30 protein-coding genes, 1 tRNA gene and 2 pseudogenes are annotated in these 26,270 nt (G+C 52.2%); 16 read left to right on the top strand and 17 right to left on the bottom strand.

Going from position 1 to position 26,270, the window contains the following annotated elements; translation table 11 throughout:
• Positions 1 to 102: 102 nt before the first annotated feature.
• The 7 genes from J4614_RS09155 to J4614_RS09125 all read left to right on the top strand — a co-directional run bounded on the left by J4614_RS09155 (position 103) and on the right by J4614_RS09125 (position 5,327).
• On the top strand, positions 103 to 918 hold the full coding sequence (locus J4614_RS09155) for a K88 minor fimbrial subunit FaeI (RefSeq protein WP_000751765.1): 816 nt from the start codon (positions 103 to 105) through the stop codon (positions 916 to 918).
• Positions 919 to 1,150: 232 nt separating this feature from the next.
• Positions 1,151 to 1,948, top strand: coding sequence for a K88 minor fimbrial subunit faeH (locus tag J4614_RS09150; protein ID WP_000704720.1), 798 nt, complete (start codon positions 1,151 to 1,153; stop codon positions 1,946 to 1,948).
• Between the two features lie 27 nt (positions 1,949 to 1,975).
• Positions 1,976 to 2,740, top strand: coding sequence for a K88 minor fimbrial subunit faeI (locus J4614_RS09145; RefSeq protein WP_000827659.1), 765 nt, complete (start codon positions 1,976 to 1,978; stop codon positions 2,738 to 2,740).
• A gap of 421 nt (positions 2,741 to 3,161) precedes the next feature.
• Positions 3,162 to 3,746, top strand: coding sequence for a hypothetical protein (locus J4614_RS09140; protein WP_000426473.1), 585 nt, complete (start codon positions 3,162 to 3,164; stop codon positions 3,744 to 3,746).
• Positions 3,747 to 3,818: 72 nt separating this feature from the next.
• Positions 3,819 to 4,031 carry a FaeA/PapI family transcriptional regulator gene (locus J4614_RS09135; RefSeq protein WP_000063792.1) on the top strand — a complete coding sequence of 71 codons (213 nt, stop codon included), beginning with the start codon at positions 3,819 to 3,821 and terminating at the stop codon, positions 4,029 to 4,031.
• 260 nt (positions 4,032 to 4,291) lie between these two features.
• Positions 4,292 to 4,453, top strand: a complete 162-nt coding sequence (locus tag J4614_RS09130; protein ID WP_001816720.1) for a hypothetical protein — start codon at positions 4,292 to 4,294, stop codon at positions 4,451 to 4,453.
• 25 nt (positions 4,454 to 4,478) lie between these two features.
• Positions 4,479 to 5,327, top strand: a complete 849-nt coding sequence (locus tag J4614_RS09125) for an SdiA-regulated domain-containing protein (RefSeq protein WP_000175389.1) — start codon at positions 4,479 to 4,481, stop codon at positions 5,325 to 5,327.
• Between the two features lie 144 nt (positions 5,328 to 5,471).
• Here J4614_RS09125 and J4614_RS09120 read toward each other — a convergent pair whose 3' ends face one another.
• On the bottom strand, positions 5,472 to 6,224 hold the full coding sequence (locus J4614_RS09120; protein WP_000842407.1) for a non-specific acid phosphatase: 753 nt from the start codon (positions 6,222 to 6,224) through the stop codon (positions 5,472 to 5,474).
• Positions 6,225 to 6,314: 90 nt separating this feature from the next.
• Positions 6,315 to 6,401 (bottom strand): annotated as a pseudogene (locus J4614_RS22080) (porin family protein); the annotation flags it as partial.
• Between the two features lie 378 nt (positions 6,402 to 6,779).
• Between J4614_RS22080 and J4614_RS09115 the strand changes: the two are divergent.
• Positions 6,780 to 6,854 (top strand): annotated as a pseudogene (locus J4614_RS09115) (helix-turn-helix domain-containing protein); the annotation flags it as partial.
• Positions 6,855 to 6,933: 79 nt separating this feature from the next.
• Here J4614_RS09115 and J4614_RS09110 read toward each other — a convergent pair.
• From J4614_RS09110 to aspA, 6 genes are all read right to left on the bottom strand, one after another.
• Positions 6,934 to 7,009 (bottom strand) — tRNA-Phe (locus J4614_RS09110).
• A gap of 115 nt (positions 7,010 to 7,124) precedes the next feature.
• Positions 7,125 to 7,700, bottom strand: coding sequence for a transcriptional regulator (locus J4614_RS09105; protein ID WP_001188514.1), 576 nt, complete (start codon positions 7,698 to 7,700; stop codon positions 7,125 to 7,127).
• A gap of 36 nt (positions 7,701 to 7,736) precedes the next feature.
• Positions 7,737 to 9,440: a protein-disulfide reductase DsbD gene (locus tag J4614_RS09100; protein WP_000068890.1), complete on the bottom strand. Its 1,704-nt coding sequence runs from the start codon at positions 9,438 to 9,440 to the stop codon at positions 7,737 to 7,739.
• A complete protein-coding gene (cutA, locus tag J4614_RS09095; protein ID WP_000887832.1) occupies positions 9,416 to 9,763 on the bottom strand; it encodes a divalent cation tolerance protein CutA in 348 nt (115 codons plus the stop codon). Before cutA ends, J4614_RS09100 begins: the two co-directional genes overlap by 25 nt.
• 120 nt (positions 9,764 to 9,883) lie before the next feature.
• Entirely contained in the window at positions 9,884 to 11,185 is a 1,302-nt protein-coding gene (gene dcuA, locus J4614_RS09090) for an anaerobic C4-dicarboxylate transporter DcuA (RefSeq protein ID WP_000637595.1), read from the bottom strand.
• A gap of 114 nt (positions 11,186 to 11,299) precedes the next feature.
• Complete coding sequence (aspA, locus tag J4614_RS09085) at positions 11,300 to 12,736, bottom strand: aspartate ammonia-lyase (RefSeq protein ID WP_208293141.1); 1,437 nt, start codon at positions 12,734 to 12,736, stop codon at positions 11,300 to 11,302.
• Positions 12,737 to 13,076: 340 nt separating this feature from the next.
• Between aspA and J4614_RS09080 the strand changes: the two genes are divergently transcribed.
• Positions 13,077 to 13,553, top strand: coding sequence for an FxsA family protein (locus J4614_RS09080; protein ID WP_001267291.1), 477 nt, complete (start codon positions 13,077 to 13,079; stop codon positions 13,551 to 13,553).
• A gap of 58 nt (positions 13,554 to 13,611) precedes the next feature.
• Here J4614_RS09080 and yjeH read toward each other — a convergent pair whose 3' ends face one another.
• A complete protein-coding gene (gene yjeH, locus J4614_RS09075) occupies positions 13,612 to 14,853 on the bottom strand; it encodes an L-methionine/branched-chain amino acid transporter (RefSeq protein WP_023199022.1) in 1,242 nt (413 codons plus the stop codon).
• 275 nt (positions 14,854 to 15,128) lie between these two features.
• Here yjeH and J4614_RS09070 point away from each other — a divergent pair, with 275 nt between their 5' ends.
• The 3 genes from J4614_RS09070 to J4614_RS09060 all read left to right on the top strand — a co-directional run bounded on the left by J4614_RS09070 (position 15,129) and on the right by J4614_RS09060 (position 17,709).
• Complete coding sequence (locus tag J4614_RS09070; RefSeq protein WP_000027827.1) at positions 15,129 to 15,422, top strand: co-chaperone GroES; 294 nt, start codon at positions 15,129 to 15,131, stop codon at positions 15,420 to 15,422.
• A gap of 43 nt (positions 15,423 to 15,465) precedes the next feature.
• Positions 15,466 to 17,112, top strand: a complete 1,647-nt coding sequence (groL, locus tag J4614_RS09065; RefSeq protein ID WP_000729126.1) for a chaperonin GroEL — start codon at positions 15,466 to 15,468, stop codon at positions 17,110 to 17,112.
• 243 nt (positions 17,113 to 17,355) lie between these two features.
• A complete protein-coding gene (locus J4614_RS09060; protein WP_000558210.1) occupies positions 17,356 to 17,709 on the top strand; it encodes a DUF4156 domain-containing protein in 354 nt (117 codons plus the stop codon).
• Between the two features lie 47 nt (positions 17,710 to 17,756).
• On the opposite strand, the gene J4614_RS09055 is transcribed toward J4614_RS09060, so the two are convergent.
• Complete coding sequence (locus J4614_RS09055) at positions 17,757 to 18,614, bottom strand: YjeJ family protein (protein WP_138019753.1); 858 nt, start codon at positions 18,612 to 18,614, stop codon at positions 17,757 to 17,759.
• A gap of 280 nt (positions 18,615 to 18,894) precedes the next feature.
• Positions 18,895 to 19,923 (bottom strand): EF-P beta-lysylation protein EpmB, encoded by a 1,029-nt coding sequence (epmB, locus tag J4614_RS09050; protein WP_114047422.1) that lies wholly within the window; start codon positions 19,921 to 19,923, stop codon positions 18,895 to 18,897.
• A gap of 40 nt (positions 19,924 to 19,963) precedes the next feature.
• On the opposite strand from epmB, the gene efp reads away from it, so the two are divergent.
• From efp to ecnB, 3 genes are all read left to right on the top strand, one after another.
• Positions 19,964 to 20,530 carry an elongation factor P gene (efp, locus tag J4614_RS09045; protein ID WP_000257282.1) on the top strand — a complete coding sequence of 189 codons (567 nt, stop codon included), beginning with the start codon at positions 19,964 to 19,966 and terminating at the stop codon, positions 20,528 to 20,530.
• 60 nt (positions 20,531 to 20,590) lie between these two features.
• Positions 20,591 to 20,725, top strand: a complete 135-nt coding sequence (locus J4614_RS09040; RefSeq protein ID WP_001670700.1) for an entericidin A/B family lipoprotein — start codon at positions 20,591 to 20,593, stop codon at positions 20,723 to 20,725.
• Positions 20,726 to 20,832: 107 nt separating this feature from the next.
• Positions 20,833 to 20,979 carry a lipoprotein toxin entericidin B gene (gene ecnB, locus J4614_RS09035; RefSeq protein ID WP_000239598.1) on the top strand — a complete coding sequence of 49 codons (147 nt, stop codon included), beginning with the start codon at positions 20,833 to 20,835 and terminating at the stop codon, positions 20,977 to 20,979.
• Between the two features lie 30 nt (positions 20,980 to 21,009).
• Here the strand turns inward: ecnB and J4614_RS09030 are convergent, their stop codons facing one another.
• Positions 21,010 to 21,597, bottom strand: a complete 588-nt coding sequence (locus J4614_RS09030; RefSeq protein WP_000912959.1) for a LuxR C-terminal-related transcriptional regulator — start codon at positions 21,595 to 21,597, stop codon at positions 21,010 to 21,012.
• A 256-nt stretch (positions 21,598 to 21,853) separates the two neighbouring features.
• Between J4614_RS09030 and sugE the strand changes: the two genes are divergently transcribed.
• Positions 21,854 to 22,171: a quaternary ammonium compound efflux SMR transporter SugE gene (gene sugE / locus J4614_RS09025; protein ID WP_000118469.1), complete on the top strand. Its 318-nt coding sequence runs from the start codon at positions 21,854 to 21,856 to the stop codon at positions 22,169 to 22,171.
• Positions 22,172 to 22,187: 16 nt separating this feature from the next.
• On the opposite strand, the gene J4614_RS09020 is transcribed toward sugE, so the two are convergent.
• The 5 genes from J4614_RS09020 to frdA all read right to left on the bottom strand — a co-directional run bounded on the left by J4614_RS09020 (position 22,188) and on the right by frdA (position 26,125).
• Positions 22,188 to 22,721 (bottom strand): lipocalin family protein, encoded by a 534-nt coding sequence (locus tag J4614_RS09020; protein ID WP_001221670.1) that lies wholly within the window; start codon positions 22,719 to 22,721, stop codon positions 22,188 to 22,190.
• A 110-nt stretch (positions 22,722 to 22,831) separates the two neighbouring features.
• Complete coding sequence (gene frdD, locus J4614_RS09015) at positions 22,832 to 23,191, bottom strand: fumarate reductase subunit FrdD (protein WP_000609650.1); 360 nt, start codon at positions 23,189 to 23,191, stop codon at positions 22,832 to 22,834.
• Positions 23,192 to 23,201: 10 nt separating this feature from the next.
• Positions 23,202 to 23,597, bottom strand: coding sequence for a fumarate reductase subunit FrdC (gene frdC / locus J4614_RS09010; protein WP_000208749.1), 396 nt, complete (start codon positions 23,595 to 23,597; stop codon positions 23,202 to 23,204).
• 10 nt (positions 23,598 to 23,607) lie between these two features.
• Positions 23,608 to 24,342: a fumarate reductase iron-sulfur protein gene (frdB, locus tag J4614_RS09005; RefSeq protein ID WP_000829509.1), complete on the bottom strand. Its 735-nt coding sequence runs from the start codon at positions 24,340 to 24,342 to the stop codon at positions 23,608 to 23,610.
• Positions 24,335 to 26,125, bottom strand: coding sequence for a fumarate reductase (quinol) flavoprotein subunit (frdA, locus tag J4614_RS09000; protein ID WP_001192952.1), 1,791 nt, complete (start codon positions 26,123 to 26,125; stop codon positions 24,335 to 24,337). The genes frdB and frdA overlap by 8 nt, the downstream gene beginning before the upstream one ends.
• Between the last annotated feature and the right edge of the window lie 145 nt (positions 26,126 to 26,270).

Genomic DNA, 26,270 nt, shown 5'->3' with positions numbered 1-26,270 from the left:
AAGGTGGCAGGGGATGGCTTTGCGGTAAAGCCAGATAAATGGGTTACCAAAATAAAAGATGTATTTATTTATTGTTTTATAAAACAGAAAGGAACTTAATTTATGAAAAAAACACTGATTGCACTGGCAGTGGCTGCATCTGCAGTGGTATCCGGCTCGGCTATGGCAGCATGGTCGACGGGCGGTGATTTTAACGGTAACATTAATATCGGCGGTAATATCACTACTGATGCACCAGCCTGGCTGTGGAAGACCGGGGCTGATCAAGGCACTGCGGTTGATTTAAAACTCGCAGATGCTGTCGTGTCTGGTGATAATAATGTGTGGAGCGGTGTTGGTAAAACTTCATTTCCTGTATTGATGGGGAAAACAAAAGCTCCATACTCCGGGATATCTACAGGTATGGCTCCGGTTATCACTTATGGTGGTGAGGGCTTCTCAATTTCTCAGCCTGCTGATTCTGCACCAGTGATCACGTTAAGTGCTTTTGCTAAAGATGATAAAACGAAGGCTGGTACGTTCCAGTTTAAAATGGATATTATGTCACTGGCTAATGTCTTCTGGAAAGGTGATGGCGTTACTACCAATGATAAAAACGCATATCAGACAATTGGTGACACAGGAAAAACTTATGGTAACGGATTTGCTCAAAATAAAACCTATGTAAACTCAATGACCCCAGTAGCAATCAAAGATAAAATCTCTGCTATTCTGGGTGCCGATATGATTACCATCCCAGCCGATGCTGTAACTAGCGGTTATACTGGGCCGAATATTTTTAACCGCGCTGATGCAGGAAGTATTCAGGGGGTATATGCTTCTGAATATGTTGCTGGTTCTGGCGTATTAACTTTCCCGAAAGCTAAAACACCTAAGAACTGGAACGCAAATATGACTGTCACTGTTTCTTATCAGTAATAGATCAGATTATCAGGCATAACAGAAAGTAATTTGCCTGATTATTAAAAACGGCGAACTATTTTTCGGTCGTTTGCCGGTAATAAACCCGGCATTCCGGTATATTTATTTCCTGCTTCTCTGCCAGTCAGGAAATGTTCGCGTACGCCGGTGCCGGGTTTATTCTTTTCAGCTTATCTGAATGCTCGTTGTTTATTAATTATGACCAACGGATAAAACAGAGTGAATAACGATGAAAATAACGCATCATTATAAATCTATTATTTCCGCCCTGGCCGCGCTGGCCCTGTTTTATTCCGCAGCACCCCGGGCCGGAATTCTTGACGGCGGGGAAATACAGTTTCACGGTCTGGTCACTGACGAGGCCCCGAAATGGACCTGGCAGGTGGGCTCTCCTGACCAGACATGGGCGGAGGATACCGCTGATGCCCGCACAGAGAACGGGCAACTGGTTTTTGATTTACGAGGCAAGGGCTCCCTGCCGTTTCTGGAAGGCCATCTGTATGAGGTGGCAGATCGCGGTGGTCCCGGCTTCACCCCTTTTATCTCCTTCAGCAGTAACGGGCAGCCGTTTTCCGTGACGGATGGCGGCAGCACGACGGCGCAACACTTCCGCGCCTCTGTCCCGGTACGTAACCCGGAGAACGGTCACGTGGCGGGACAGCTTTCTTTCACCCTTGACCAGGGAATGGCCGTCAGCGCCGGACACCAGGAAGACGGGGCGGTTCTGCCGGCAGGCATGTCGCTCGTAAACGGGCAGAGCGTGAGCGGTGTGCAGGCCGACACCCTGCCGCAGTGGCTCAAAAGCCGTCTGCCTTCCCTGCTGATGCTGAACCGGGGCTTCGGTAACGGAATGAGCACGGCAGATAACGGTCAGGTTATCAGTCAGGGCGTGCTGGCTGACGGCCGGGTGACCCGGCTGGCGGCGGCCTATGCGTCCGCCGTCTCGGATTTTGAGCTGCGCCTGCCGGCAGAAAACACGCCGGCGCAGTGGCAGGCCGGGCTGAGTGTGACGGTGACGGTCCAGTAAAGAACGGGCAGGGAGAGGAAGAACACAATGAAACGAATGACGATTTTACTGCTGGCCGCCAGTCTGCTGCCGTCCTGTGTGCTGGCGTGGAACACGCCGGGGGAAGACTTCAGCGGAGAGCTGAAGCTGGGCGGGCCGGTGACCAGCACCCGTAATCCCTGGGTCTGGAAGGTCGGGGAAGGGAACACACAGATAAACACGAAAGCTGTCTCTGTCCTGCGCAGTGGGGAGCAGGTAATACCGGTTCCCCTGCCGGCCATGACGGTCCTGCTGGGAAAAACTATCCTGACCACCCCGGCCGGCCGGGAGGGGCTTGCGCCGCAGGTGACGTACGGTAAGGAAACCGAGGGTTTTGCACTGACGTGGACGGCGCCGGGTACGGCATCGGTGACACTGCCGGTGACGGGGGAGGGAAATGTCCGTACCGGGACATTCACCTTCCGGATGCAGGCGGCGGGTGTGCTGCGCCATGTCCTGGGGGACCGGGCGGAGTATGCCGGGCTGTATGGCGACCTGCAGGGCAACGGCTTGCCGCCACAGACGCAGGTGATGCCGGCAGGGCAGACGCCGGGTGTGCTGCAGACCCTGTTTGACAGTGAAGGCCCGGTCTGGCTCCGGAAGATGACGGTCAGCAGCGTGTCCGGACTGAGCCGGTTCAGTGACGCCGCCCTGCGCCAGGTTGACGGGGTATACGGCGCACAGACGGTGGCGGACAGCGGTGAGCTGCGTTTTAAGGGGGCGGTACCGTCCCGCTGGCATACCTCCCTGGCGGTGAGCATTGAATATCGGTAAGGCTGCAGGCCCCCGGTCACCCGTTCCGGGCCCCGCCGTTTTTGTGGGGCTGGAGCGGGCTGACGGCGTGTTTTTCTTTGTGAGTGTCCGGGATATCCGGCAGGTGCAGGAACATAACGGCCGGGTCAGGCTGGTATTCGGGGAAGGCACGACATTCATGACCAGAATGACGCTGTCTGAGTTTACTGCTGCCTTACATGAAGCCGGTGGCTGTTATCTGTCGGTTGTTGATGCAGGTACTGTGTTATGTCAACCACTCGCAGAGAAACCTGATGCCGGTAGTGAACTATTTCTGAGCAGGGATCGTAATGAAAATATCTGTACGTGTACTGGTCACGGTTTATCTGCTGGTTCTTGTGGGACTGTCAGCCATGCTGGCAGAGCTGATAAGCCCGGCGTTAAGTTAGCGGGGGCAGGATAAATGGAAAATGCCATGTCCCGCCGGAAACGCATACTGCTGACGGGGAACTGTGAATATGAACTGCTGGGGCTGTCACATCTGCTTGCCGGTATGGGGTATGCCGTGGTGCGACCGGAGATGTCACCTCCCGGGGCATATGACCTGGCCCTGGTGGCACTGAGTGCGGAGCCGCTGGCCGGCTGGGGGCGGCATCTGCAGGACATCAGAATGCTGCACGCGGCCAGTCCGGTTCCCATGGTTGTTCTGGTACCTTCGCGGCTGCAGGAAATGCGGCTACTGAGAGGAACTGCGCAGGTTATCAGTGGCCGGGACAGCCTCCTCCGGCTGCGTGACATGCTGCGTCAGGCGCTTGAGGGAAGAGCCGGGCCGGAAAGCTCAGGTGAACTGACTGAGTTGCGAAAGCGGACTCTGATATCCCTGTGTACGGCCATAAACAGGAATGCCTCACTGAAGGCGGCATCACGCAAGGATTATTACCTCCGGGCCTGCCTGGTGGAGTATGCAGGGGTGGAGAACCTGCATGTACTGTGCACGAGCGGCCTGTTACCCGGGGTGATTACAGATGAAACCGGACAACGGTTCTGATATGTGAAGACCCGGGGCAGGTATTTCAGCTTCCGGGACACCATTGCTTCCCCGTAGTCACAGGAGAACAAAATGAGTAATGACGCTTGCGACAAAATTCTGTCTTTTATGCAGTCACAGGCAAACGGCAGGATAAATATACCGGTCAGGACCCGGAGTATTGCGGATGCGGCCGGGCTGACAATATACCAGGCCAGGGCTTATCTGGTTACGCTTGAGGACGCTGGCGTGGTGGAGAAAATGAATGCAGGTAAAGGCGTGTCCGGCCGATGGCTGCTGGTCTGACGGATATCCGGTAAAACAGGGGCATGGAGAGAACAAGTGGCCGGAACAGATATTGCGGTAACTGACTGATGAACTTTCTGAAGATGATTTATTACATCTGTATTTCTTTTGTCGTCATGATGTCACTGGTGTTTTTTGTATCAGTATTTCTGTTACTGAATATTGAATGAATATAATCCGGGGCTGCATGACAGGCCTTACGGGAATAAAGCTCTTTTTATCCGGACATCTCCATACCGGTAATTCCCCGGAGAATTTTTTTGCAGAAGGACAACATGCCGGATGACGAAAGACGCGCCGGGTATGGCGGGGGACGCTTTTCGCTCCGGGCGCTGATTTTACTGCTGCTGACCAGCGCTTTCATCTCCGGCTTCCTGACCGGAGCCCTGGCCATGCTCTGGTTTGTCATTGACTGCATGTAATGCGATGAACTGAACATCCGGAACCATGACTCTGAGACGTTTACTTAAACAAAAACCGGCACTGCTGGCTGGCGCTCTTCTGATGGTGGCCGGTGCGGCCACACTGTATTTTCCGGAAACCTGGTACCCGGAGGAAACGCAGTGGCAGCTTGCGACAGAAAAAGACATTCCCGGTATACAGGGCGGTCTCTCCGGCCTGACGTGGAACCCGGACAGCGGAACGCTGTTTGCCGTGACCGACCATCCGTCGTCGGTGGTGGAGCTGGACACGGACGGGAACGTGCTGCGGGTGATACCATCGGATGGCGACCATGATTTTGAGGCCATTGAGTATCTCGGCCGGAACCGCTATGTCCTGTCCCGGGAACGGGAGCGGATACTCACCACCCACCACATTGACAGGAATACGTCTGTCCTGCCGCCGGCGTCATACACCCTGACCCTGGATGTGGACAGAAAAAGCGACAATGCCGGTTTTGAAGGCCTTGCCCGTGGACGGGGAGAGAATGCCCTGATAGTGGCGCAGGAAAAGAAACCGCTTCGTTTTTTAGAAACGGACCACAGCCATGACTCTCTGTCGGTCAGTGATTCACTGACGCACCGGTTGTCCCTGCCGTGGTTCCTGAAGGATATCTCCGGTCTGCATTACGACAGGATAAACAGGCGGCTGTATGTGCTTTCCCATGAATCAGCCCTGGTGCTGGTGTCAGACCCGGAGGGCGGCAGGAGGGTGATGCCGCTGCGCCGGGGACACAGTGGTCTGGAGCGGGACATTCCGCAGGCGGAAGGGATAGCTTCTGATGGCCGGAATTCGCTGTGGATAGTCAGTGAGCCAGACCGGTTTTACCGCTTCAGCCGGACAACGACGTCATGACGGTCTGGACGGACTGCAAACGGGGGAGAGGCGTTGAATTCATGCGAATCGGGGAAACCAAAGGCGTTCTCCACGCCCGGTCGCCCCTACGCAGTTGCACTTCCTTTCATTTGCTGTGGCCAGTTTGCGGGAAGACTTTCACCTTCAGTAATTAAGTTTGGGGTGATCTTCTTTACTCAATAAATTATTTTTGTCGTTCAGCTCCTCACGGACTTTTGCCAGTGACTTCTGAAAAGCCGGGATTGTTTGCAGTCTTGCAAACTCTACTGCTCCCACATAACGGCCAGCATCAACATCACTTTGCCAGTGAGCACCACATATCACTCTGCTTTGCCCGAACTCCCATCCTCGTCTGGCGAGCTCCTGCGCGCGTTCCGGTCTGGCCTGGGATAATACTAATGCCAGAAGTGTACCATAAGCAGTATGCCCGGAAGGGTAAGAGCCATCTTTTCGCAAAGTATTCTCATCTTCAGGACGGCAGGTGGAATGATTAAATAAGACAAAGGGGCGAGTACGCATATAATATTTTTTTGCCGAAGCAGTAGCGTAGTAGCCGCCCATTTTCAGAAGGTTCTGTAACATATTCCAGGTTTCAGGCGTATCTTTGGGATTAATTTTAGCACCCACTACTGGCGAGAATATTCTGGCTATATTTTCCACGCTTACATCTGCATCCTCAGCAGCTTGTTTCCATCGTGGGGAACCCTTTATCGCATAGCCCTTAAAATAAGCCTCTTTATCATAGCGGAAAGCCGGATCATCATTACCTGGCGGTGGTGGTAAGTAGAACTGACTGTTCACTGATTCTTCAGGAGAATGAAAGAGTTGCACTGTTGCTGCTGATGTATATTTAGCTACGATCAGTGGTAGAAAAAATAGTAAATAACGACTTTTCATAAAGACTCACTCCGGATCAGACAATAATAAACAGATGTGATTCTATAATGATTTATTGAAATGGTTATTCAACATACAGGTAAAAAAGCAGGACGCTGTACTGGCATTATCCTCTACCCATACCGAACTGACTGCAGCGGACAACAGAACAATACTGGTACTTCCGGCTAACAGCATTTTGTTTAACTTTTCCCCCGGTTATTTTTTATCTGCGTGCCTGACTGACACGCATTAGGTTAAAATGTTTACGTAATAACAAAGTATGAATGAGTATTTTAAAATATGTGCCCTGTTACCCCGACAGTTACCACCAGTTATGATGTGCTGAGTATTAATTTATGATTATGAACAAGAGCCGGAAACAGTATTTAAGAATAAAGAAACCGAAAAAGAAAAAATGCTAAAATTGGCGAAGGAATTGTTGTTGTCAGTGATGGAAAAGTTCATGGCGGAGATATTGGACTCACTTGTCGAGGCTAGCGAACCGTCAGATGGAGTGATACGCGTTATTACTGGTAATAATCTCCCTGTAGCTAAGTAAGCTTTTGACCCAGGCCCAAAGATGAGCGGCTGATCGCCGAAGCGCTGGGCGTTGCGCCAGAGAAAATCTGGCCTTCTCGTTATAGCTAGTCAGGCCGGAGATGGGGGCTACGGATTTCCACTCCCAGAAAAGCAAAAACCCAGCCATAGGCTGGGTTTTCTGAATAAGTGGTGCCCGGACTCGGAATCGAACCAAGGACACGGGGATTTTCAATCCCCTGCTCTACCGACTGAGCTATCCGGGCAACGGGGCGCATTAAACCGTAAAGGGGCGCGGTCGTCAACGGCTTTACACGAAAAAAGTGATAAAAGCGCGCTGACTGCCTGCTTTTCAGGCAAAATGCATAAAATCAGTACCCGTCAGGTGAGCGCTCCACCCTGACGGCACTGTGCAAAACGCAGAATATCTTCCGCCAACCGCTGAGCGGTATCTACATCAGCCTGACTGCGGTTGACCAGCATTCGGCTGAGACAACCTTCCAGCACCAGCTCCATCTGCCTTGCGACCATCGCCGGATCGTCAATTTCCAGCGTGGTCAGTAGCTCATGGGTAAAATCATGTGCCGCGCGTTTTTGTTGATTGGCCAGTTGGTGAATAGGATGGGTTGGGTCGGGATAAAACGTACAGGCGGCAATGAACAGGCAACCAGGATAACGGTTATTACTGACACATTCCGAGAGCGCGCTGTAGCGTGCCAGTAGCTTTTGTTCAGCAGAAAGCGTCTCATCAAGAAGAAGCTGGCGTCGCCAGATATCTACCTGATGACTCAGATAACGTAGCGCGTCATATAAAATGGCTTCTTTATCTGGCCAGAAACGCTGTAATGTGCCGAGTGGGCGATTTACGCGCTCCGCCACCATTTCCAGCGTAGTATCGGCTATCCCTTGCGTCTCCAGTAATTTCAGGGCTTCTCCCAGAATATCTTCACGTTGCACGGTATTCTCCTCCGTCTTTGCTTTTGCAAGTGTCGCTCACGGTTGGCGATCGTGCAAATGCGCGCTAAAGGTGGCGGCGTCCATAAAGCCGGTGACTCGCGATTGCGGCTGTTCCTGGCCTTGGGCATTAAAGAACAGAATGGTGGGCAGCCCGAGGACTTGCAGATGCTTTAACAGCGCGACATCCTGCGCATTGTTAGCGGTGACGTTAGCCTGCAAGAGCACCGTGTCGCCGAGCGCCTGCTGGACCCGCGGATCGCTGAAGGTATACTTTTCAAACTCTTTACAGGCCACGCACCAGTCGGCGTAGAAATCCAGCATAACGGGTTTGCCTTTGGCCTGCGCCAGCGCCTGATTGAGTTCGTCCACGGTAGAAATAGCCGTGAAATTGAGGTGCGCTGGAGCTTGCGCGGATGGCGATCCGAACGCCCAATCCTGTAGAGGCCGCACGCTAATGAGCGCAGCCGCCAGCAGGATAATCTGTACGATACGCATCCACGCTTGTCTGGCCTGAAGGCTGGTGATAAAGGCCCAACCAAAGAAAGCGACGCCCAGCAGCGACCACAGACGTAAACCCCAGGCCTCGCCAATAATCCGCTCCAGTAAAAAGACCGGTAACGCGAGGATCACGAAACCAAAAGCGGTTTTGACATGCGCCATCCACGGGCCGCTTTTCGGTAGCAGGCGGTTGCCAAACACGGTGACCAGCATTAGCGGCAGACCCATACCTAATGCATACAAATACAGCGTACCGCCGCCCAGCCACATGTTGCCGCTCTGAGCGATATAAAGCAGGATCGCGCTTAACGGCGCTGTAGTGCAGGGCGAGCAAATTAATCCGGCAATCGCCCCCATAACAAAAACGCCGCCGGGCGAGCCGCCTTGCTGACGATTACTCATTAATGTCAGCCGGGTTTGCAGTGAGGAGGGGAGCTGTAGTGTGAACAGGCCAAACATCGACAACGCAAGCAGGGTGAACACGATGGCAAGGCCGATTAACACATAAGGGTGCTGCAGCGCCGCCTGAAACTGTAATCCCGCCGCGGCGACGACCAGACCCAGTGCGGTATAGGTCAGCGCCATCCCTTGAACATAGATAAAGGCCAGCAGCAGTGCGCGCCCCGTCGACAAACGTTGCCTTCCCCCCAGGACAATACCGGAAATCAGCGGATACATGGGTAAAACGCAGGGCGTAAAGGCGATGCCGATGCCGATCAGCAGCGCCCAGAGCGCGGAAAAAGGTAGCTGGGCGGCGGGTTTTGACGTCTCACCCGTCTGGGTGACAGCAGGCGTCGGCGTGGCGTCTATTGCCGCGGCGACTTCACTTAGCGGCACCGTTTTCGTTTCCGGCGGATAACAGAATCCCGCATCGGCGCACCCCTGGTACGTTACCGTTAATGTCGCGCCAGCCGCCGCCTGGTTAACCGTTACCGGAACGTTTAGCCGCTTACGGTAGATTTCGCTTTTTCCGTAGAATTCATCTTCATGCCAGACGCCTGCCGGGAGTTGGACTGCGGCGATATCCGCTTTCGTTGGCGTGATGCTGATTTGTTTACGGTAAAGGTAGTAACCCTCTTTTACCTGCCAGGAGAGGGTAAGATCGTGTTGATTTTGCTGAAAATCAAAAACAAACGCCCGGTCGGCAGGGACGAACTGCGAGCGACCCGGCGCGTCGAATAATCCGGCGAAGGCGGATGTGCTGCACAGCAGCAGGATCAGCGTAAAGATGCGTTGAGCCATGAGAGGTAATCAGTATCTCCGTGAGTAACAGGTAAAACCAGAAGTTCAGGCGTTTGATACGGGTGATGAGACTTCAGGCAGTCGATAAGCGCTTGCTGATGTGAAACGGTGGTTTTTAAGATCATTTGAACTTCATACTCCTGCTCCAGTTTGCCTTCCCAGTAGTACAGCGATGTCGCGCCGGGGAGGAGGGTGGCGCAGGCGGCCAGTTTTTCCGCCAGCACTTTGGCGGCCAGATCCTGGGCGGTAGCTTCATCCGGGGCGGTACAAAGCACCACAACGGCCTCGGGGATGGAAATATCCTGACTCTTAACATCAAGCATAAACACCTCGAAAGAACAAAAAGACCCGCAAGTGAACGGTCACTATACAACGGACGAGGGCAGGATGTTAGTCAAAGGGCGGGAGAATGCGGGGCGTGATACGCCCCGCGGGTGAAACACTTACAGCATAAAGCTGCCCAGCAGGAAGCCGAAGCAGACAGCCAGAACGACGCCCAGGGTGCCTGGGATGAAGAACGGGTGGTTAAAGACGAATTTACCGATACGGGTTGTACCGGTGTCATCCATCTGTACCGCCGCAACCAGAGTCGGGTAGGTCGGCAGAATGAACAGGCCGGAAACGGCGGCGAAGGAAGCGACTGCCGTCAGCGGAGAGACGTTCAGCGCCAGCGCCATCGGCATCAGCGCTTTCGCCGTTGCCGCCTGAGAGTAGAGCAGCGCGGAAGCAAAGAAGAAGATGACGGCCAGCAGCCACGGATGACCCTGGATGACGCTACCCGCAGTGTCTTTGATCCAGTCGATGTTAGCGGATACGAAGGTATCGCCCAGCCACGCCACGCCCAGAATACAGATACAGGCGCTCATCCCTGCTTTAAAGGTGCTGGAGTTGAGAATGGCGTCAGTTTCCACTTTACACAGGATGGTGGTCAGCGTTGCGACGCTCAGCATGATGATCAAAATAGCGTTGGTGGTGTTCATCAGCGGTTTCTCAACCAGGCCGAGGCTCGGACTGTTGACAATCGCATAAACAACCACGCAGATAACGCCCAGCAGGAACAGCCAGACGGAATTTTTTGCCATCGGTTTGATTTCAATCTGCTTTTCACCACGCAGTTCAATCAGCCCTTCTTCCAGACGCTTGCGGTAAATCGGGTCGTCCGACAGTTTGGAGTTGAACAGCATAGTGACCAGGAAGGACATCACCAGCACCGCCAGCAGCGTAGAGGGGATAACCACGGACAGCAGGTGAATGTAGCTAATGCCATGACCTTCCATAACAGAAGACATATACACCACGGCCGCAGAAATCGGCGAGGCGGTAATCGCAATCTGCGCGGATACCACGGCGGTCGAGAGCGGACGGCAAGGTTTGATTCCCTGCTCCTTCGCGACTTCAGCAATAACCGGCAGCGTTGCCAGGGAAATGTTCCCGGTACCAGCAAAAATAGTCAGGAAATAGGTCACAATCGGTGCGAGGATAGTGATGTATTTCGGGTTCTTACGCAGCAGTTTTTCCGTCTGGTTTACCAAATAATCCAGACCGCCCGCGACCTGCATAGCAGAGATCGCGGCGATAACCGCCATGATGATGGAAATGACATCGAATGGAATTGTCCCTGGCTTCACGCCGATGGCGGCAAGTACCAGAACACCCAGCCCACCAGCGAATCCAATACCGATGCCCCCAAGTCTGGCGCCCAAAAAGATTGCCAGCAAAACAATGATAAGTTCGACAACTATCATATTAGCCTTCCTTGTTGTTTAACAAGTTGATATTAAATTGTTGTTATTTGGTAACTTCTTGTAAGAAAAAAGGCACGTCATCGTGACGTGCCTCTTTGGTACTACCCTGTACGATTACTGTTCGCTTTCATCAGTATAACGTTTAGCTTTATAAGCCGGGTGCATCAAGTTCTGTACGGAGAAAATATCGTCCAGCTCGGCTTCCGTTAACAGGCCGCGCTCCAGCACAACTTCACGTACGCTCTTACCGGTTTCAGCACAGATTTTACCGACGATGTCGCCGTTGTGGTGGCCGATGAACGGGTTGAGGTAAGTGACGATACCGATGGAGTTATAAACGTACCCTTCGCACACTTCTTTATTCGCGGTAATGCCGTTAACGCATTTTTCCAGCAGGTTGTAGCACGCGTTGCTCAGAATGTGGATGGATTCGAACATCGCCTGACCGATAACCGGCTCCATAACGTTCAACTGCAACTGACCGGCTTCCGCCGCCATCGTAACGGTGGTGTCGTTACCGATGACTTTAAAGCATACCTGGTTTACGACTTCCGGTACTACCGGGTTCACTTTGGCTGGCATGATGGAAGAGCCCGCCTGCAGTTCCGGCAGGTTGATCTCGTTCAGGCCGGCACGAGGACCAGAAGAGAGCAAGCGCAGGTCGTTACAGATTTTGGACATCTTCACTGCCAGACGTTTCAGCGCGCTGTGAACCATAACATACGCGCCACAGTCAGATGTCGCCTCAATCAGATCTTCCGCCGGAACACAGGCAAAACCAGTGACTTCAGCCAGTTTTTTCACCGCCAGCGGAGAGTATTCTTTCGGCGTGTTCAGACCGGTACCGATTGCCGTTGCGCCAAGGTTGACTTCCAGCAGCAGCTCAGCAGTACGCTCGATGTTTTTCACTTCTTCTTTCAGCAGGATGCTGAACGCACGGAATTCTTGACCAAGCGTCATCGGTACGGCGTCCTGCAACTGGGTACGACCCATTTTCAGGATGTCCTGGAATTCAACCGCTTTACGTTCGAAACCTTCACGCAACTGGTTGATGGCATCGATCAGTTTGACGATAGAGGCGTAAACCGCTACACGGAAGCCTGTCGGATAGGCATCGTTAGTGGATTGACATTTATTCACGTGGTCGTTCGGGTTCAGGTACTGATATTCACCTTTCTGATGACCCATCAGTTCCAGCCCGATGTTGGCCAGCACTTCGTTGGTATTCATGTTGACGGAAGTGCCCGCGCCGCCCTGATAGACATCTACCGGGAACTGGTCCATGCACTTACCGTTGTTAAGGACTTCATCACATGCGGCAATGATGGCGTTCGCCACACTCTTAGGAATGGTTTGCAGCTCTTTGTTGGCCAGCGCCGCCGCTTTTTTTACCATAACCATGCCACGCACAAATTCAGGGATGTCGCTGATTTTGTTATTGCTAATGTAGAAGTTTTCAATCGCTCTCAGAGTGTGAACACCATAGTAGGCTTCAGCTGGAACTTCCCTGGTACCCAACAGATCTTCTTCGATACGAATGTTGTTTGACATGTGAACCTTCTTTTTCAAGCTGCCAATGATTTTTACTTTAAAACACACAGGATATATGTGATTTCGAATGTTTTCTGACCGACGATTATCCCCTCCATCGGCCTGATAAACGAGATCATATGCTGCTTCAGAATTCCTACCGTAATCTGGATCACTTAAAGTGTGGGAATTTACCCCTTATTTATTATTTTGTGAAATAGGTCACCGCTTTAGTATTACTACCTAAAATAGGTGTACAAACCACTTGAAATTTTGCTACGCACCACCATATCGAATCGATGCGAATCGCAACCCCATTCAAATGGTCGTCGCAGACGGCCATGACTTACAGGAGAGTCCTTTGCGCTGGATACCCTTTTTAGCTGTCTTTCTCTATGTTTACATTGAGATTTCTATCTTTATCCAGGTCGCCCATGTGCTTGGCGTCCTGATGACGCTAATCCTGGTGATTTTTACGTCTGTTATCGGTATGTCGCTGGTACGTAACCAGGGTTTTAAAAACTTTTTGCTGATGCAACAAAAAATGGCGGCCGGTGAGAGCCCGGCGGCAGAAATGATTAAGAGTGTATCGCTGATCATCGCTGGCTTACTGCTCCTGTTGCCGGGATTTTTCACCGATTTTCTCGGCCTTCTCCTTTTGTTACCGCCAGTGCAAAAACATTTGACGCTGAAGTTGCTGCCGCATTTACGTTTTTCCCGGATGCCGGGCGGCGGATTTAGCGCGGGTACTGGCGGTGGCGAAACATTTGACGGCGAGTATCAGCGTAAAGATGACGATCGCGATCGTATTGAACATAAAGACGATCGTCGGGATTAAAGGTAGAGATGTTGGTCGGATAAGTCGCGCGAGGCGTTATCCGGCCAGCGGATGCGTCTTACGCCATGCGTTTTCGCTTCGGTAAAAACAGCCATAATGCAGCCAGCATGATAATGGCATATAAGCTTTTCCACCCCAGCATTGCCAGCAATAACAGGCACAGTAGACAACCCGTCACCGCCAGTGCATAGCAACGCCCTTTCAACAGTCGACAGCCCGCCAGCATACAAAGCAGATAGAGCATAATAAAAATACCGTTAGCATAGACGATCAGCGCATTGAGGTTAATCTTCAGGGCGTAGACGACCAGGGAACTCACGCAACAACAGACCAGAATAACGTTTAACGCGTGCAAGGGAAGGCGCCCGGGAGAGAGTTGAGCCAGATAGTGATCGGGCTGATATTGCATTTGCGTCCATATCAGACGCGCAAAACTCTGAGCATACACATTCAGGCTGGCAAAGCAGGTGAGATAACCAATAATGCAGGCTACCCACAACGCCTGGATACCGAAGAGATGAACAATAATAAGCGGTAGCGATGCTGTTGCCGCTATCTTGTCGCTATAGACGCCAAAATGCAGCACCACGGCGGTACAGGCCCAATAAATGGCGCCGGCCAGCATCAGGCCAATGATCAATGCGCGCGGAAAATCACGTTCAGGATTTTTAAATTCAGATGACAAATGCGTAAACGCCTCAATTCCCACAAATCCCCAGAACATGATCGCCAGGGCGGTACACAGCCGGGAAAAGGTAATTTCGTTTGCGGCTGGGAAGGTGATATCTGCAGGTTTAATCGCGCCTTTCCACAGAATGGCGGCAATAAGCGCGATAATTAATCCAGCGATAATGGCTTGCAGGTTGGCGCTGGAGCTGGCGCCGCGCGATCCCATAAACCATAGTAAACCTAGAGTACCCAGCTCCCCAAATAAGAGCTGTTCGCTTTGCCAGCCAAACAGCGCCTGGCCGAAACCCACCGCAATATGCAAGGCTGCGGGAAAACTAACAGGAATAACTGATAAAAACAGCCAACTGATCACTCGTTGCAGACGCGGGCCAAATGCCATCCCGACAAAATGCGCTACGCCGCCAGCGTGTGGAAAATGACGCCCCAGCACAGCAAAGACAATCGCAATAGGGAAAATCAAAATAATGAGCAGCGGCCATGCCCAAAGGCTGATGTCGCCTGCCGCCAGCGCAGCCAGCTCCGGAAGCGCAAAAACGCCAGTCCCTAATAATGATGTGGTTAACAAGATAACGCCCTGAACCAACCCAAGCTCTTTTTTTAGTTCATTCATCAGCTCATTATCCGGCGGCATTGTAACGTCAGGTGACGACAGGCATTTTTAAGCGTATCACACACGCCTTTTCTTATAGCAGGATGTTCTAAACCTTGGGTAAACGTGAGATAAGTAGCGTTTTTACCGCTTTTTTCGCTCAGAAGAATTTTTTTTCATCTCCCCCCTTGAAGGGGCAAAACCCCATCCCCATCTCTCTGGTCACCAGCCGGGAAACCGTTTACGGGCCGGCGTCACCCATAACTGATAATGACTTTCTCAAAGGAGAGCTATCAATGAGTATTCGTCCGTTACATGATCGTGTGATCGTCAAACGTAAAGAAGTTGAGTCCAAATCTGCTGGCGGCATCGTACTGACCGGTTCCGCAGCGGGTAAATCAACTCGTGGCGAAATCATCGCTGTCGGTAAGGGTCGCATCCTGGACAACGGTACTGTACAGCCGCTGGACGTGAAAGTTGGCGACATCGTTATTTTTAACGATGGCTACGGTGTGAAATCTGAAAAGATCGACAATGAAGAAGTGTTGATCATGTCTGAAAGCGACATTCTGGCAATTGTTGAAGCGTAATCCGCGAACGACACTGAACATACGAATTTAAGGGAAAGAGAAAATGGCAGCTAAAGACGTAAAATTCGGTAACGACGCTCGTGTGAAAATGCTGCGCGGCGTAAACGTACTGGCAGATGCAGTGAAAGTAACCCTCGGTCCGAAAGGCCGTAACGTGGTTCTGGATAAATCTTTCGGTGCGCCGACTATCACTAAAGATGGTGTTTCCGTAGCGCGTGAAATCGAACTGGAAGACAAGTTTGAAAACATGGGCGCGCAGATGGTGAAAGAAGTTGCCTCTAAAGCGAACGACGCTGCAGGCGACGGCACCACCACCGCGACCGTACTGGCGCAGTCCATCATTACCGAAGGCCTGAAAGCCGTTGCTGCGGGCATGAACCCGATGGACCTGAAACGTGGTATCGACAAAGCGGTTGCTGCTGCGGTTGAAGAGCTGAAAGCCCTGTCCGTACCGTGCTCCGACTCTAAAGCGATTGCTCAGGTAGGTACTATCTCCGCTAACTCCGACGAAACCGTAGGTAAACTGATCGCGGAAGCGATGGATAAAGTCGGTAAAGAAGGCGTCATCACCGTTGAAGACGGTACCGGTCTGCAGGACGAACTGGACGTGGTTGAAGGTATGCAGTTTGACCGCGGCTACCTGTCTCCTTACTTCATCAACAAGCCGGAAACTGGCGCAGTAGAACTGGAAAGCCCGTTCATCCTGCTGGCTGATAAGAAAATCTCCAACATCCGCGAAATGCTGCCGGTTCTGGAAGCCGTTGCAAAAGCAGGCAAACCGCTGCTGATCATCGCTGAAGATGTTGAAGGCGAAGCGCTGGCTACCCTGGTTGTTAACACCATGCGTGGCATCGTGAAAGTGGCTGCGGTTAAGGCACCTGGCTTCGGCGATCGTCGTAAGGCGATGCTGCAGGATATCGCTACCCTGACCGGCGGTACCGTAATCTCTGAAGAGATCGGTATGGAGCTGGAAAAAGCAACCCTGGAAGACCTGGGTCAGGCGAAACGCGTTGTGATCAACAAAGACACCACCACCATCATCGATGGCGTGGGTGAAGAAGCTGCAATCCAGGGCCGTGTTGCTCAGATCCGTCAGCAGATTGAAGAAGCGACCTCCGACTACGATCGTGAAAAACTGCAGGAGCGCGTAGCGAAACTGGCAGGCGGCGTTGCGGTTATCAAAGTTGGCGCTGCGACCGAAGTTGAAATGAAAGAGAAGAAAGCCCGCGTTGAAGATGCCCTGCACGCGACCCGTGCTGCGGTAGAAGAAGGCGTGGTTGCCGGTGGTGGCGTTGCGCTGATCCGCGTTGCTTCTAAAATTGCTGACCTGAAAGGCCAGAACGAAGACCAGAACGTGGGTATCAAAGTTGCGCTGCGCGCAATGGAAGCTCCGCTGCGTCAGATCGTGCTGAACTGCGGCGAAGAGCCGTCTGTTGTCGCTAACACCGTTAAAGGCGGCGACGGTAACTACGGTTACAACGCAGCAACTGAAGAATACGGCAACATGATCGATATGGGTATCCTGGACCCAACCAAAGTTACCCGTTCTGCGCTGCAGTACGCGGCTTCAGTGGCTGGTCTGATGATCACTACCGAGTGCATGGTGACCGACCTGCCGAAAAGCGATGCTCCTGATTTAGGCGCTGCTGGCGGCATGGGTGGTATGGGTGGTATGGGCGGCATGATGTAATTGCCCATACCCTGCATCCTTCAGGCTGCAGATGCGTTGGCTAACCCCAGTCACTTACTTGAGTAAGTGACTGGGGATTAACAAACTGGCCGCCTTCCTGCAACCAGTATGATTTGGGTGCTTATCTCCCAGAATTGAGAAACCCCCGGGCAGAAATGACCGGGGGTTTTTCTTTTAGTCATCTTTTTAGTATAAGATTCAGATACGGACAAAACGTCCAGCTCATTGATTATGGGGAATAACATGCACGTGAAATATTTAGCAGGGATCGTTGGCGCCGCGCTGCTGATGGCGGGTTGTAGCTCCAGCAACGAACTCACCGCTGCCGGCCAAAATGTACGCTTTGTCGAAGATAAGCCAGGCGCGGAATGCCAGCTTATTGGTACGGCAACTGGTAAACAGAGTAACTGGTTTTCAGGCCAGCACGGCGAAGAGGGTGGCTCAATGCGTGGCGCAGCGAACGATCTGCGTAATCAGGCGGCCGCGATGGGTGGAAACGTGCTGTATGGCGTAAGTAGTCCGTCACAGGGCATGTTGTCCAGTTTTGTCCCGACGGCCAGCGAGATGAACGGCCAGGTTTATAAATGTCCGAACTGATATGTCTGAATCGTAACGCCCTCTGAAAGATTCAGAGGGCGATATGGTTAGCGTTTTTCCTGCGATGATGCCATGCGTAGATTATGCAACGCGCGCATGCATTGATCTTGCGTCAGACGCGCTGCTTTACCGGTTCCAAGCGTTCTGACAAAAACCTTACACGGTTTTCCTTCCAGCTTTTTAAGACGCGGGCTGAAATTCAGCAAACGGCGTGATATCGCTTCAGCTTCTTTAGAGCCTGACTGACTACGGGTCTTAATGATGGTGCCGCAATCATGCGATTGTCCTGCCTCATCCGTATAACGATAAACGAGCGCTAAATAATGGTTATACAAATTATGTTTCCAGTCAGGCTGGTTATAGGTATCGAATTCGATATTACCGTTTTCCTGGCAGTCAGCATCGTATAATGGTAAAAAGTCCAGCATTGAAGAAATACGCAATGCGAGCTCACGCATTTCGGCATTATTAATGGCGTGAATAATAGCCATCACCAGAACTTCAACCTGCCACTCACCGACCTGTAAATCAAGATGGCTACCATTGTGCAGCTTTAACGTAAAGGTTAATACTTTTTCTGTATTATCGCTCAACGCTAAAGATTCAACACGCTGATTAACATCGGCGTTTTCCAGCTCTTCACGGAGTATTGCCGGAATATTCTCATGCATTTTAAGCACATGACTGCTTTTGGCTTTCTGGCGTTTTTCCTGCTCTTGTTCCGGCAGCGAGTGTTGTAAATAAAGCCGGTGTTCAAGGCCGATCAACAAGTCTCGCAGCGCGAGCACAGGAAAGAAAAGCAGTGTTTCTTTATTTCTCAGTGACTTCACCTTAAGCGCCAGCGCGATAAACTTATCATTGTGACGAATAACGCCGGTATTTAGTCCCTTAATCGTTAAGGCCATGTCAATTCTCCACAAATATAAAATAATTAAATGTTTTACTGCAATGTATTTGATATATAAATTGTTTATGCCGCCCTATAAAAAGGAGAACCAGTATAATTCGAAAATGCAGTACACGCTAAGCGAGTCCTAAAACGGACTTTATTGAAAAGAGAGTAGCGGAAAGGTGTATTTAACGAAGGGTATTTTATCGTCGCCAGAGGGTGAGGAGAATCGCGGGGGAATCTCCTCGTGATATTGCGCGGTAATATTTTCGTCGTCCCTGACGCGCCCGCGAGGATTAGCGCTGACGAAGCTGTAAATCCAGCGGTGTTTTGCTCGGTTCGCCGCCGATTTCACGCGCCAGTCTTGGCACCATATAGCCGGATACCAGCGTGAGCAGTTCGCGCATGATTTGCCGGGCTTCGTCATCGGTGACCATAAAATGCGCGGCGCCCTGCACTTTATCCAGCACATGCAGGTAATAGGGCATCACGCCGGCGTCAAATAGCGCGTTGCTCAGATTCGCCAGCGTTCGCGCGTTATCATTCACGCCACGCAGCAGGACGCTCTGGTTGAGAAGCGTGACGCCCACGTGGCGCAGTTTCTTCATCGCCAGGCAGAACGCCTCGTCCACTTCATTGGCGTGGTTGATATGGTTCACCAACAAAATTTGCAGACGTGACTGGTCAAAGCGGGCGACCAGTTCGTCAGTAATGCGTGCCGGGATGACGATAGGCAACCGGCTGTGGATGCGTAGCCGCTTGACGTGCTTAATGGCTTCCAGTTGCGTGAGCAGCCAGTCCAGCTCATGATCTTTCGCCATCAGCGGATCGCCGCCGGAAAAGATGATCTCATCCAGTTCCGGGTGTGCGGCGATATACTCCAGCGCGACTTTCCAGTTGCGCTTATTGCCTTGATTCACCGCATACGGGAAGTGACGACGGAAACAGTAGCGGCAATTTACCGCACATCCGCCTTTTACCAGCAATAGCGCCCGGTTTTGGTATTTATGCAATAATCCTGGCACCACGCTGTGTTGCTCTTCCAGCGGGTCGGTGGAGAAACCGGGGGCGACAATAAATTCATCCCGGGACGTCAGCACTTGACGTAACAGAGGATCGTCAGGGTTGCCCTTCTCCATGCGCGCAATAAAAGCGCGCGGCACGCGGAGGGCAAACAAGCGCCTGGCGTCCTGTCCTGCCCGGAGGTTTTCATCAGCTTCAATCTGTAAAAGATGCAGCAGTTCGTTGGGATTGGTCACAACATCGGCAAGTTGCGCTAACCAATCTTCTCGCAATGGGGTATTTAGGGTTACAATATGCGCCATTTTGTGGCTTAGCTACCAGTTAACAATTTCAGAGGGCCTTATGGCGACTTACTATAGCAACGATTTTCGTTCCGGTCTTAAAATCATGTTGGATGGCGAACCTTATGCGGTTGAATCCAGTGAATTCGTGAAACCGGGTAAAGGCCAGGCGTTTGCCCGCGTTAAGCTGCGCCGTCTGCTGACCGGCACGCGCGTTGAGAAAACCTTCAAATCGACCGATTCCGCTGAAGGCGCGGATGTAGTCGATATGAACCTGACTTACCTGTACAACGACGGTGAGTTCTGGCATTTCATGAACAACGAAACCTTCGAACAGCTGTCTGCAGATGCCAAGGCTATCGGCGACAACGCAAAATGGCTGTTGGATCAGGCGGAATGCATCGTAACCCTGTGGAACGGTCAGCCTATCTCTGTCACTCCGCCGAACTTTGTTGAACTGGAAATTGTTGATACCGACCCAGGTCTGAAGGGCGATACCGCAGGTACTGGCGGCAAACCAGCCACGCTGTCTACTGGCGCAGTGGTTAAAGTTCCGCTGTTCGTGCAGATTGGCGAAGTGATCAAAGTCGATACCCGTTCCGGCGAATACGTATCCCGCGTAAAATAATTTACGTTATCGGGAAAAATGGTGCAGCGTATGCTGCGCCATCCTATTTTTCGCGCCTCAATGATGAAACGCTTTATCTGCCTTGTCGCACTGGTTCTTCTTACCGGCACATTATTAACGGCATGTAATACCGCCCGCGGCTTCGGCGAAGATATTCAGCATCTTGGCCACGCCATCTCCCGCGCAGCCAGCTAATCGCTTCTCGTCTTCCTAAAATTAGTCGATCGCCCGTCATTTTCTGGGATGTTGTCTATTATTAAGTTGCTATACACAAACAACATTGGCTAGAAAAGGAAGACATTATGGTTAAAAAGACAATTGCAGCGATCTTTTCTGTTTTGGTACTTTCCACTGTATTAACTGCTTGTAATACCACGCGCGGCGTGGGCGAGGACATCTCGGACGGTGGTAGTGCGATCTCTGGCGCTGCAACCAGAGCTCAGCAGTAATCATCAACGGTACGGCATGGCGTCGTACCGTTAATCGATTTTCTCCGGAAGCATAAGAAAGGGAGAATACCGGTTATCCATATGAAGTTTCATACGGATATTACGCTTATAGGTGTAAACCGTTTTCCCGTGAATGCCAAGCGCATACGCAATCTCTTTATTGCTGGTGCCTTCCGTCCACATCGCGAGTACCTTTTCCTCCTGCGGAGAGAGCAATGGCGTGGCGCTTTCCGGCGCTTCCTGCAGTGGATGAGTATATAGCGCTCCTTTAATTCGTTGTGCAAGCTCATGTAAAGGCGTGTGTTTAGATAACACCGCATGACTGGCATATTGTGGTCTGTACGGCATATTCCCTGACTGTAATAATACCAACGGCGTCATCCTGCAGGCGGCAAAAAATGCATTGATAGGCTGTTCGGGTAAGGCATCGTTGAGAAAACCATATAAATCAGCGATAACCAGATGGGGCTTCCATTGCAGAATATGTTCTTTCGCCAGTATAAGGTTATTCATCCCGGATACCAGCAGTGAAGAACTGAGCACATCAGTGTGATTAAGCCAGGCCTCCATGCCCGTACGGGTAAAGTGGCATCGGTCTATCACTAAAATTTTCAACATAGTTTTTTGCACCCGGAAGTAGATAAAGCACTTTCTTTCCCAGAAGGCGTTCCATCATAGAGAACTCCTGTGGGCGCTAAATGCGAAAACTACGCGGCTTAAAAGGGCCAATTCCCGCCTTTAGACGGAAAAAAATAAAAAGGTTGAAATTCATTTTCTCTCAGGCAAAAATGGCTTTTCATCCGTATACGTTACAGGACGACCTGTAAACGCTATTCTCACCGGGGACGGCCCCATTAATTATCTGGAGCCTGCTATGTCCTGGATCATTCTATTAATCGCTGGTTTACTTGAAGTGGTATGGGCTGTCGGCCTGAAGTATACCCACGGTTTTTCTCGTCTGACCCCCAGTATTATCACCATTACGGCCATGGTTATCAGTATGGCGTTACTTTCCTGGGCAATGAAAACGCTGCCCGTTGGAACGGCGTACGCCATCTGGACCGGCATCGGCGCCGTCGGGGCGGCAATCACCGGTATCCTTCTGCTGGGCGAGTCTGCCTCACCGGCGCGTTTGCTCAGTCTTGGCTTGATCGTCGCGGGTATCATTGGGCTAAAACTCAGTGCGCATTAATTCGTCGCTGACATTGCTACGAACCTGATTGTTTTACCCAAATTAATTTATTGACGTCAAACCCCTCCCGGGTCGCGACGGCCAGCATTTGCTGTTTTATTTCCTCAGAAAGCGTTGGCGTGCGAGAGAGTATCCACAGATAGTCGCGATCCGGGCCGCACACCAACGCATGACGGTATTCCCGGTCAAGCGCAATCACGTTATAGCCGCCGTAGAACGGGCCGAAAAAAGAGACCTTGAGCGCGGCGCGGTTTGGACTACCGGTAAAATACGCTTTGCCTTCTGTTTTTTGCCACATTCCCCGATCCGGGTTATAGCCTTTATTGATGACATTAATCCCGCCATCGTCACGCAGACTATAGGTGGCCGTGACTTGTTCCAGTCCACGTTCAAATCGATGATCGAGGCGTGCGATCTCATACCAGGTGCCGAGGTAACGTTTGGCATCAAAGTTATTTACCACGGTAACGCCTTTAGGCGGAGTAGGCGAACTACAGGCGACGACCAGAAATGCGGCCGTAACTGCAGCAACGACGGGCAGAATGCGCATAAGATTTTCCTTCCAGTGTTTTTTCTAAGTGTAGAACCTGGCGGGAAAATGAGAGGCAGGAAAAGAAAAAACGCCCTCTTATCGGGTAGATAAGAGGGCGTCGTGGCAACTTAGAGAGTGATAACGCCAATCGCCGTCACAACGGTCAGGATTGCCGCCAGACCGTAAAAGACCCATTTGCCCGCGGGCACGTGGATTTTCAGGTCATGCATCGCGTGGTGCATACGGTGTAGGCCACACCATAGCGGCAGCACAATCATCAGGAACAGAAAAACGCGACCAATAAAGCTTTGGGCGAACGTCAGTACGCGCTCAAAACTCAGGGCATCGCCCGGAAATAGCCCCAGCGGCAGCATGATGCCAACCAGTAGCACGATCACCGGCGCGATGATCGCGCCCCACATACCGCCTGCGCCAAACAGTCCCCAGAATACGGGTTCATCAGAACGTTTTGGGTTTGGATTAATCATCCGGGACTCCTTACCAGAACAGGGCAACATACAGAATGACTACGGTGACTACCGCAGTGACCACCCAAAGCCCTTTGATGATTGGCTCTGGCCCCATTTTTTCGTCTTTTACAATGATATTGGCCGCCTTCGGCGCCAGTTCAAACCAGGTTTTGGTGTGCAGCAGCGCGGCCGCCAGGGTGATCAGGTTTAAGATCACTACCACCGGGTTTTGTAAAAAGCCGACGAATCCCATCCAGGATTCCGCGCCGTGTTTGAGCGCAAACAGACCGAAAATCAGTTCAATACTGAACCAGACTGCCGGCACCGCTGTGCCTTCGCGCAGCATATAAAAGCGATAAAACGGCAGTTTTTTCCACCAGGTGGACGTCATCGGCCGCACATAGGGTTTGCGTTTAGTCGTCATGTTGCACTCCTTAGCGTGGTTTCAGGGTGGCGATAAGAAAGTCTTTCGAGCTTTCCACTTTACCCTGCTGAATGGCCGCAGCCGGATCGACATGTTTTGGACAGACTTCGGAGCAGTAGCCCACGAAAGTACAGGTCCATACGCCGTTCGGACTGTTCAACTGCGCCATACGCTCCTTCTTACCGTGATCGCGGCTATCTTCGTTATAGCGATGCGCCAGCGTAATCGCAGCCGGTCCGATAAACTCAGGATTCAGACCGAACTGCGGGCACGCGGCGTAGCACAGACCACAGTTGATGCAACCGGAGAACTGGTGATACTTCGCCATTTGCGCCGGGGTCTGGACATTCGGCCCCTGATCTGGCGTGCGAGAGTTGCCAATAATGTACGGTTTGATCGCTTCCAGGCTTTCGATAAAGTGCGTCATATCGACAACCAGATCGCGCTCAATCGGGAAGTTCGCCAGCGCTTCCACCTTCATACCGTTGGTGTAATCGCGCAGGAAGGTTTTACACGCCAGTTTAGGGACGTTGTTGACCATCATGCCGCAAGAGCCACAGATCGCCATACGGCAGGACCAGCGGTAGCTCAGGTCTGGCGACAGGTTATCTTTGATGTAGCCCAACGCGTCCAGTAGCGATGTTGTTTCATCATAAGGAACTTCATAGAAAGCACTGTGCGGCGCGGTATCGGTTTCCGGGTTATAGCGCACCACCTCAACTTTCAGGTTTTTCATCTCAGCCATTCGCCTTCTCCTTCTTATCGGCTGCTTCCGCTTCACCGCCGTAAACACGTTTGGCTGGCGGCAGGGTGGTGATTTTCACGTCGCTGTATTCCAGACGGGTCGTGCCATCAGCATCGCGGAAGGCGAGGGTGTGCTTGAGGAAGTTCACATCGTCGCGCTCGGTACAGCCTTCATCCAGACGCTGATGCGCGCCGCGGGACTCTTTACGCGCCAGCGCAGAGTGCGCCATACATTCCGCCACGTTCAGACCATGACCCAGTTCGATGGTATACAGCAGGTCAGTGTTGAACACGCTGGAGGTATCGGAGATACGTACGCGCTTGAAACGTTCCTGAAGCTCGGCCAGTTTATCAATGGTTTTCTGCATCAGTTCCGGGGTACGGTAAATACCGCAACCTTCTTCCATAGACAGACCCATCTCATCGCGGATCTTCGACCAGTTTTCGTTGCCTTCCTGGTTCACCAGATTTTTCAGACGTTGTTCAATATCGGCAACCTGGGCGTCGAGCGCGGCGCTATTTGCGGCGCCTGCCGTCGCAGCGCGTTCCATTGCTTGTTCGCCAGCCAGACGACCAAATACCACCAGTTCCGCCAGTGAGTTGGAACCGAGGCGGTTCGCGCCATGCAGGCCAACAGAGGAGCATTCGCCAACGGCAAACAGCCCTTTGACACGGCTTTCACAGTTCTGGTCGGTTTCAATGCCGCCCATGGTGTAGTGCGCGGTCGGACGTACTGGAATCGGTTCTTTAACCGGATCGACGCCGACATAGGCTTTCGCCAGTTCGCAAATGAACGGCAGACGTTCATGCAGTTTCTTCTCGCCGAGATGACGCAGGTCGAGGTGAACCACATCGCCGCGCGGCGTGGAGATGGTGTTGCCTTTACGCCATTCGTGCCAGAAAGCCTGGGATACTTTGTCGCGCGGCCCCAGTTCCATATATTTGTTTTTCGGCTCGCCCAGCGGCGTTTCGGGGCCCATGCCGTAGTCTTGCAGGTAACGGTAGCCATTTTTATTGACCAGAATACCGCCTTCACCGCGGCAACCTTCGGTCATCAGGATACCGGAACCTGGCAGGCCGGTCGGGTGATACTGAACGAATTCCATATCACGCAGCGGAACGCCGTGGCTCAGCGCCATGCCCATCCCGTCGCCGGTGACGATGCCGCCGTTGGTGTTATAGCGGTATACGCGGCCTGCGCCGCCTGTCGCCATTACCACGGCGTTGGCACGGATTTGCACCAGCGTGCCTTCCATCATATTCATTGCCACCAGGCCGCGCGCATGGTTGTCATCAACCAGAATATCCAGCACAAAATGTTCGTCAAAGCGCTGGATTTGCGGGAACTGCAGGGAAGTCTGGAACAGGGTATGCAGCATATGGAAGCCGGTTTTATCCGCGGCGAACCAGGTACGCTCGATTTTCATACCACCGAAGCGACGCACGTTAACGCTACCGTCCGGACGGCGGCTCCACGGGCAGCCCCATTGCTCCAGCTGCGTCATCTCAGTGGGACAATGGTGGACAAAGTAATCCACGACATCCTGCTCACACAGCCAGTCTCCGCCTGCTACCGTATCGTGAAAATGGTAGTCAAAGCTGTCATGATCCTGGGCGACAGCGGCTGAACCCCCTTCGGCAGCGACGGTGTGGCTGCGCATCGGGTACACTTTTGAGATCAGTGCGATTTTAGCATTGGGATTCGCCTGTGCGGCAGCAATTGCAGCACGTAATCCCGCGCCACCGGCGCCTATAATGGCAAGATCGGCTTGAAAGGTTTGCACGACATTCCTCCAGATTATTGTAATTTCACCCTCGCGCAGCCAGATAAAGCCTCTGGGTTCTGCGAAGTATGAATGCGTTTCCACTGCTCCTTTATGGGTACAACAGTATAGTCTCAGGGATGTCAGGGAAATTTGACGTGTTCGA

It is taken from the genome of Salmonella sp. 32031103-2018-00083-FB-01-SM-01, from assembly GCF_017571995.1.
Lineage (GTDB): Bacteria > Pseudomonadota > Gammaproteobacteria > Enterobacterales > Enterobacteriaceae > Salmonella > Salmonella enterica.
This window is presented reverse-complemented; position numbering and strand designations above follow the sequence as displayed.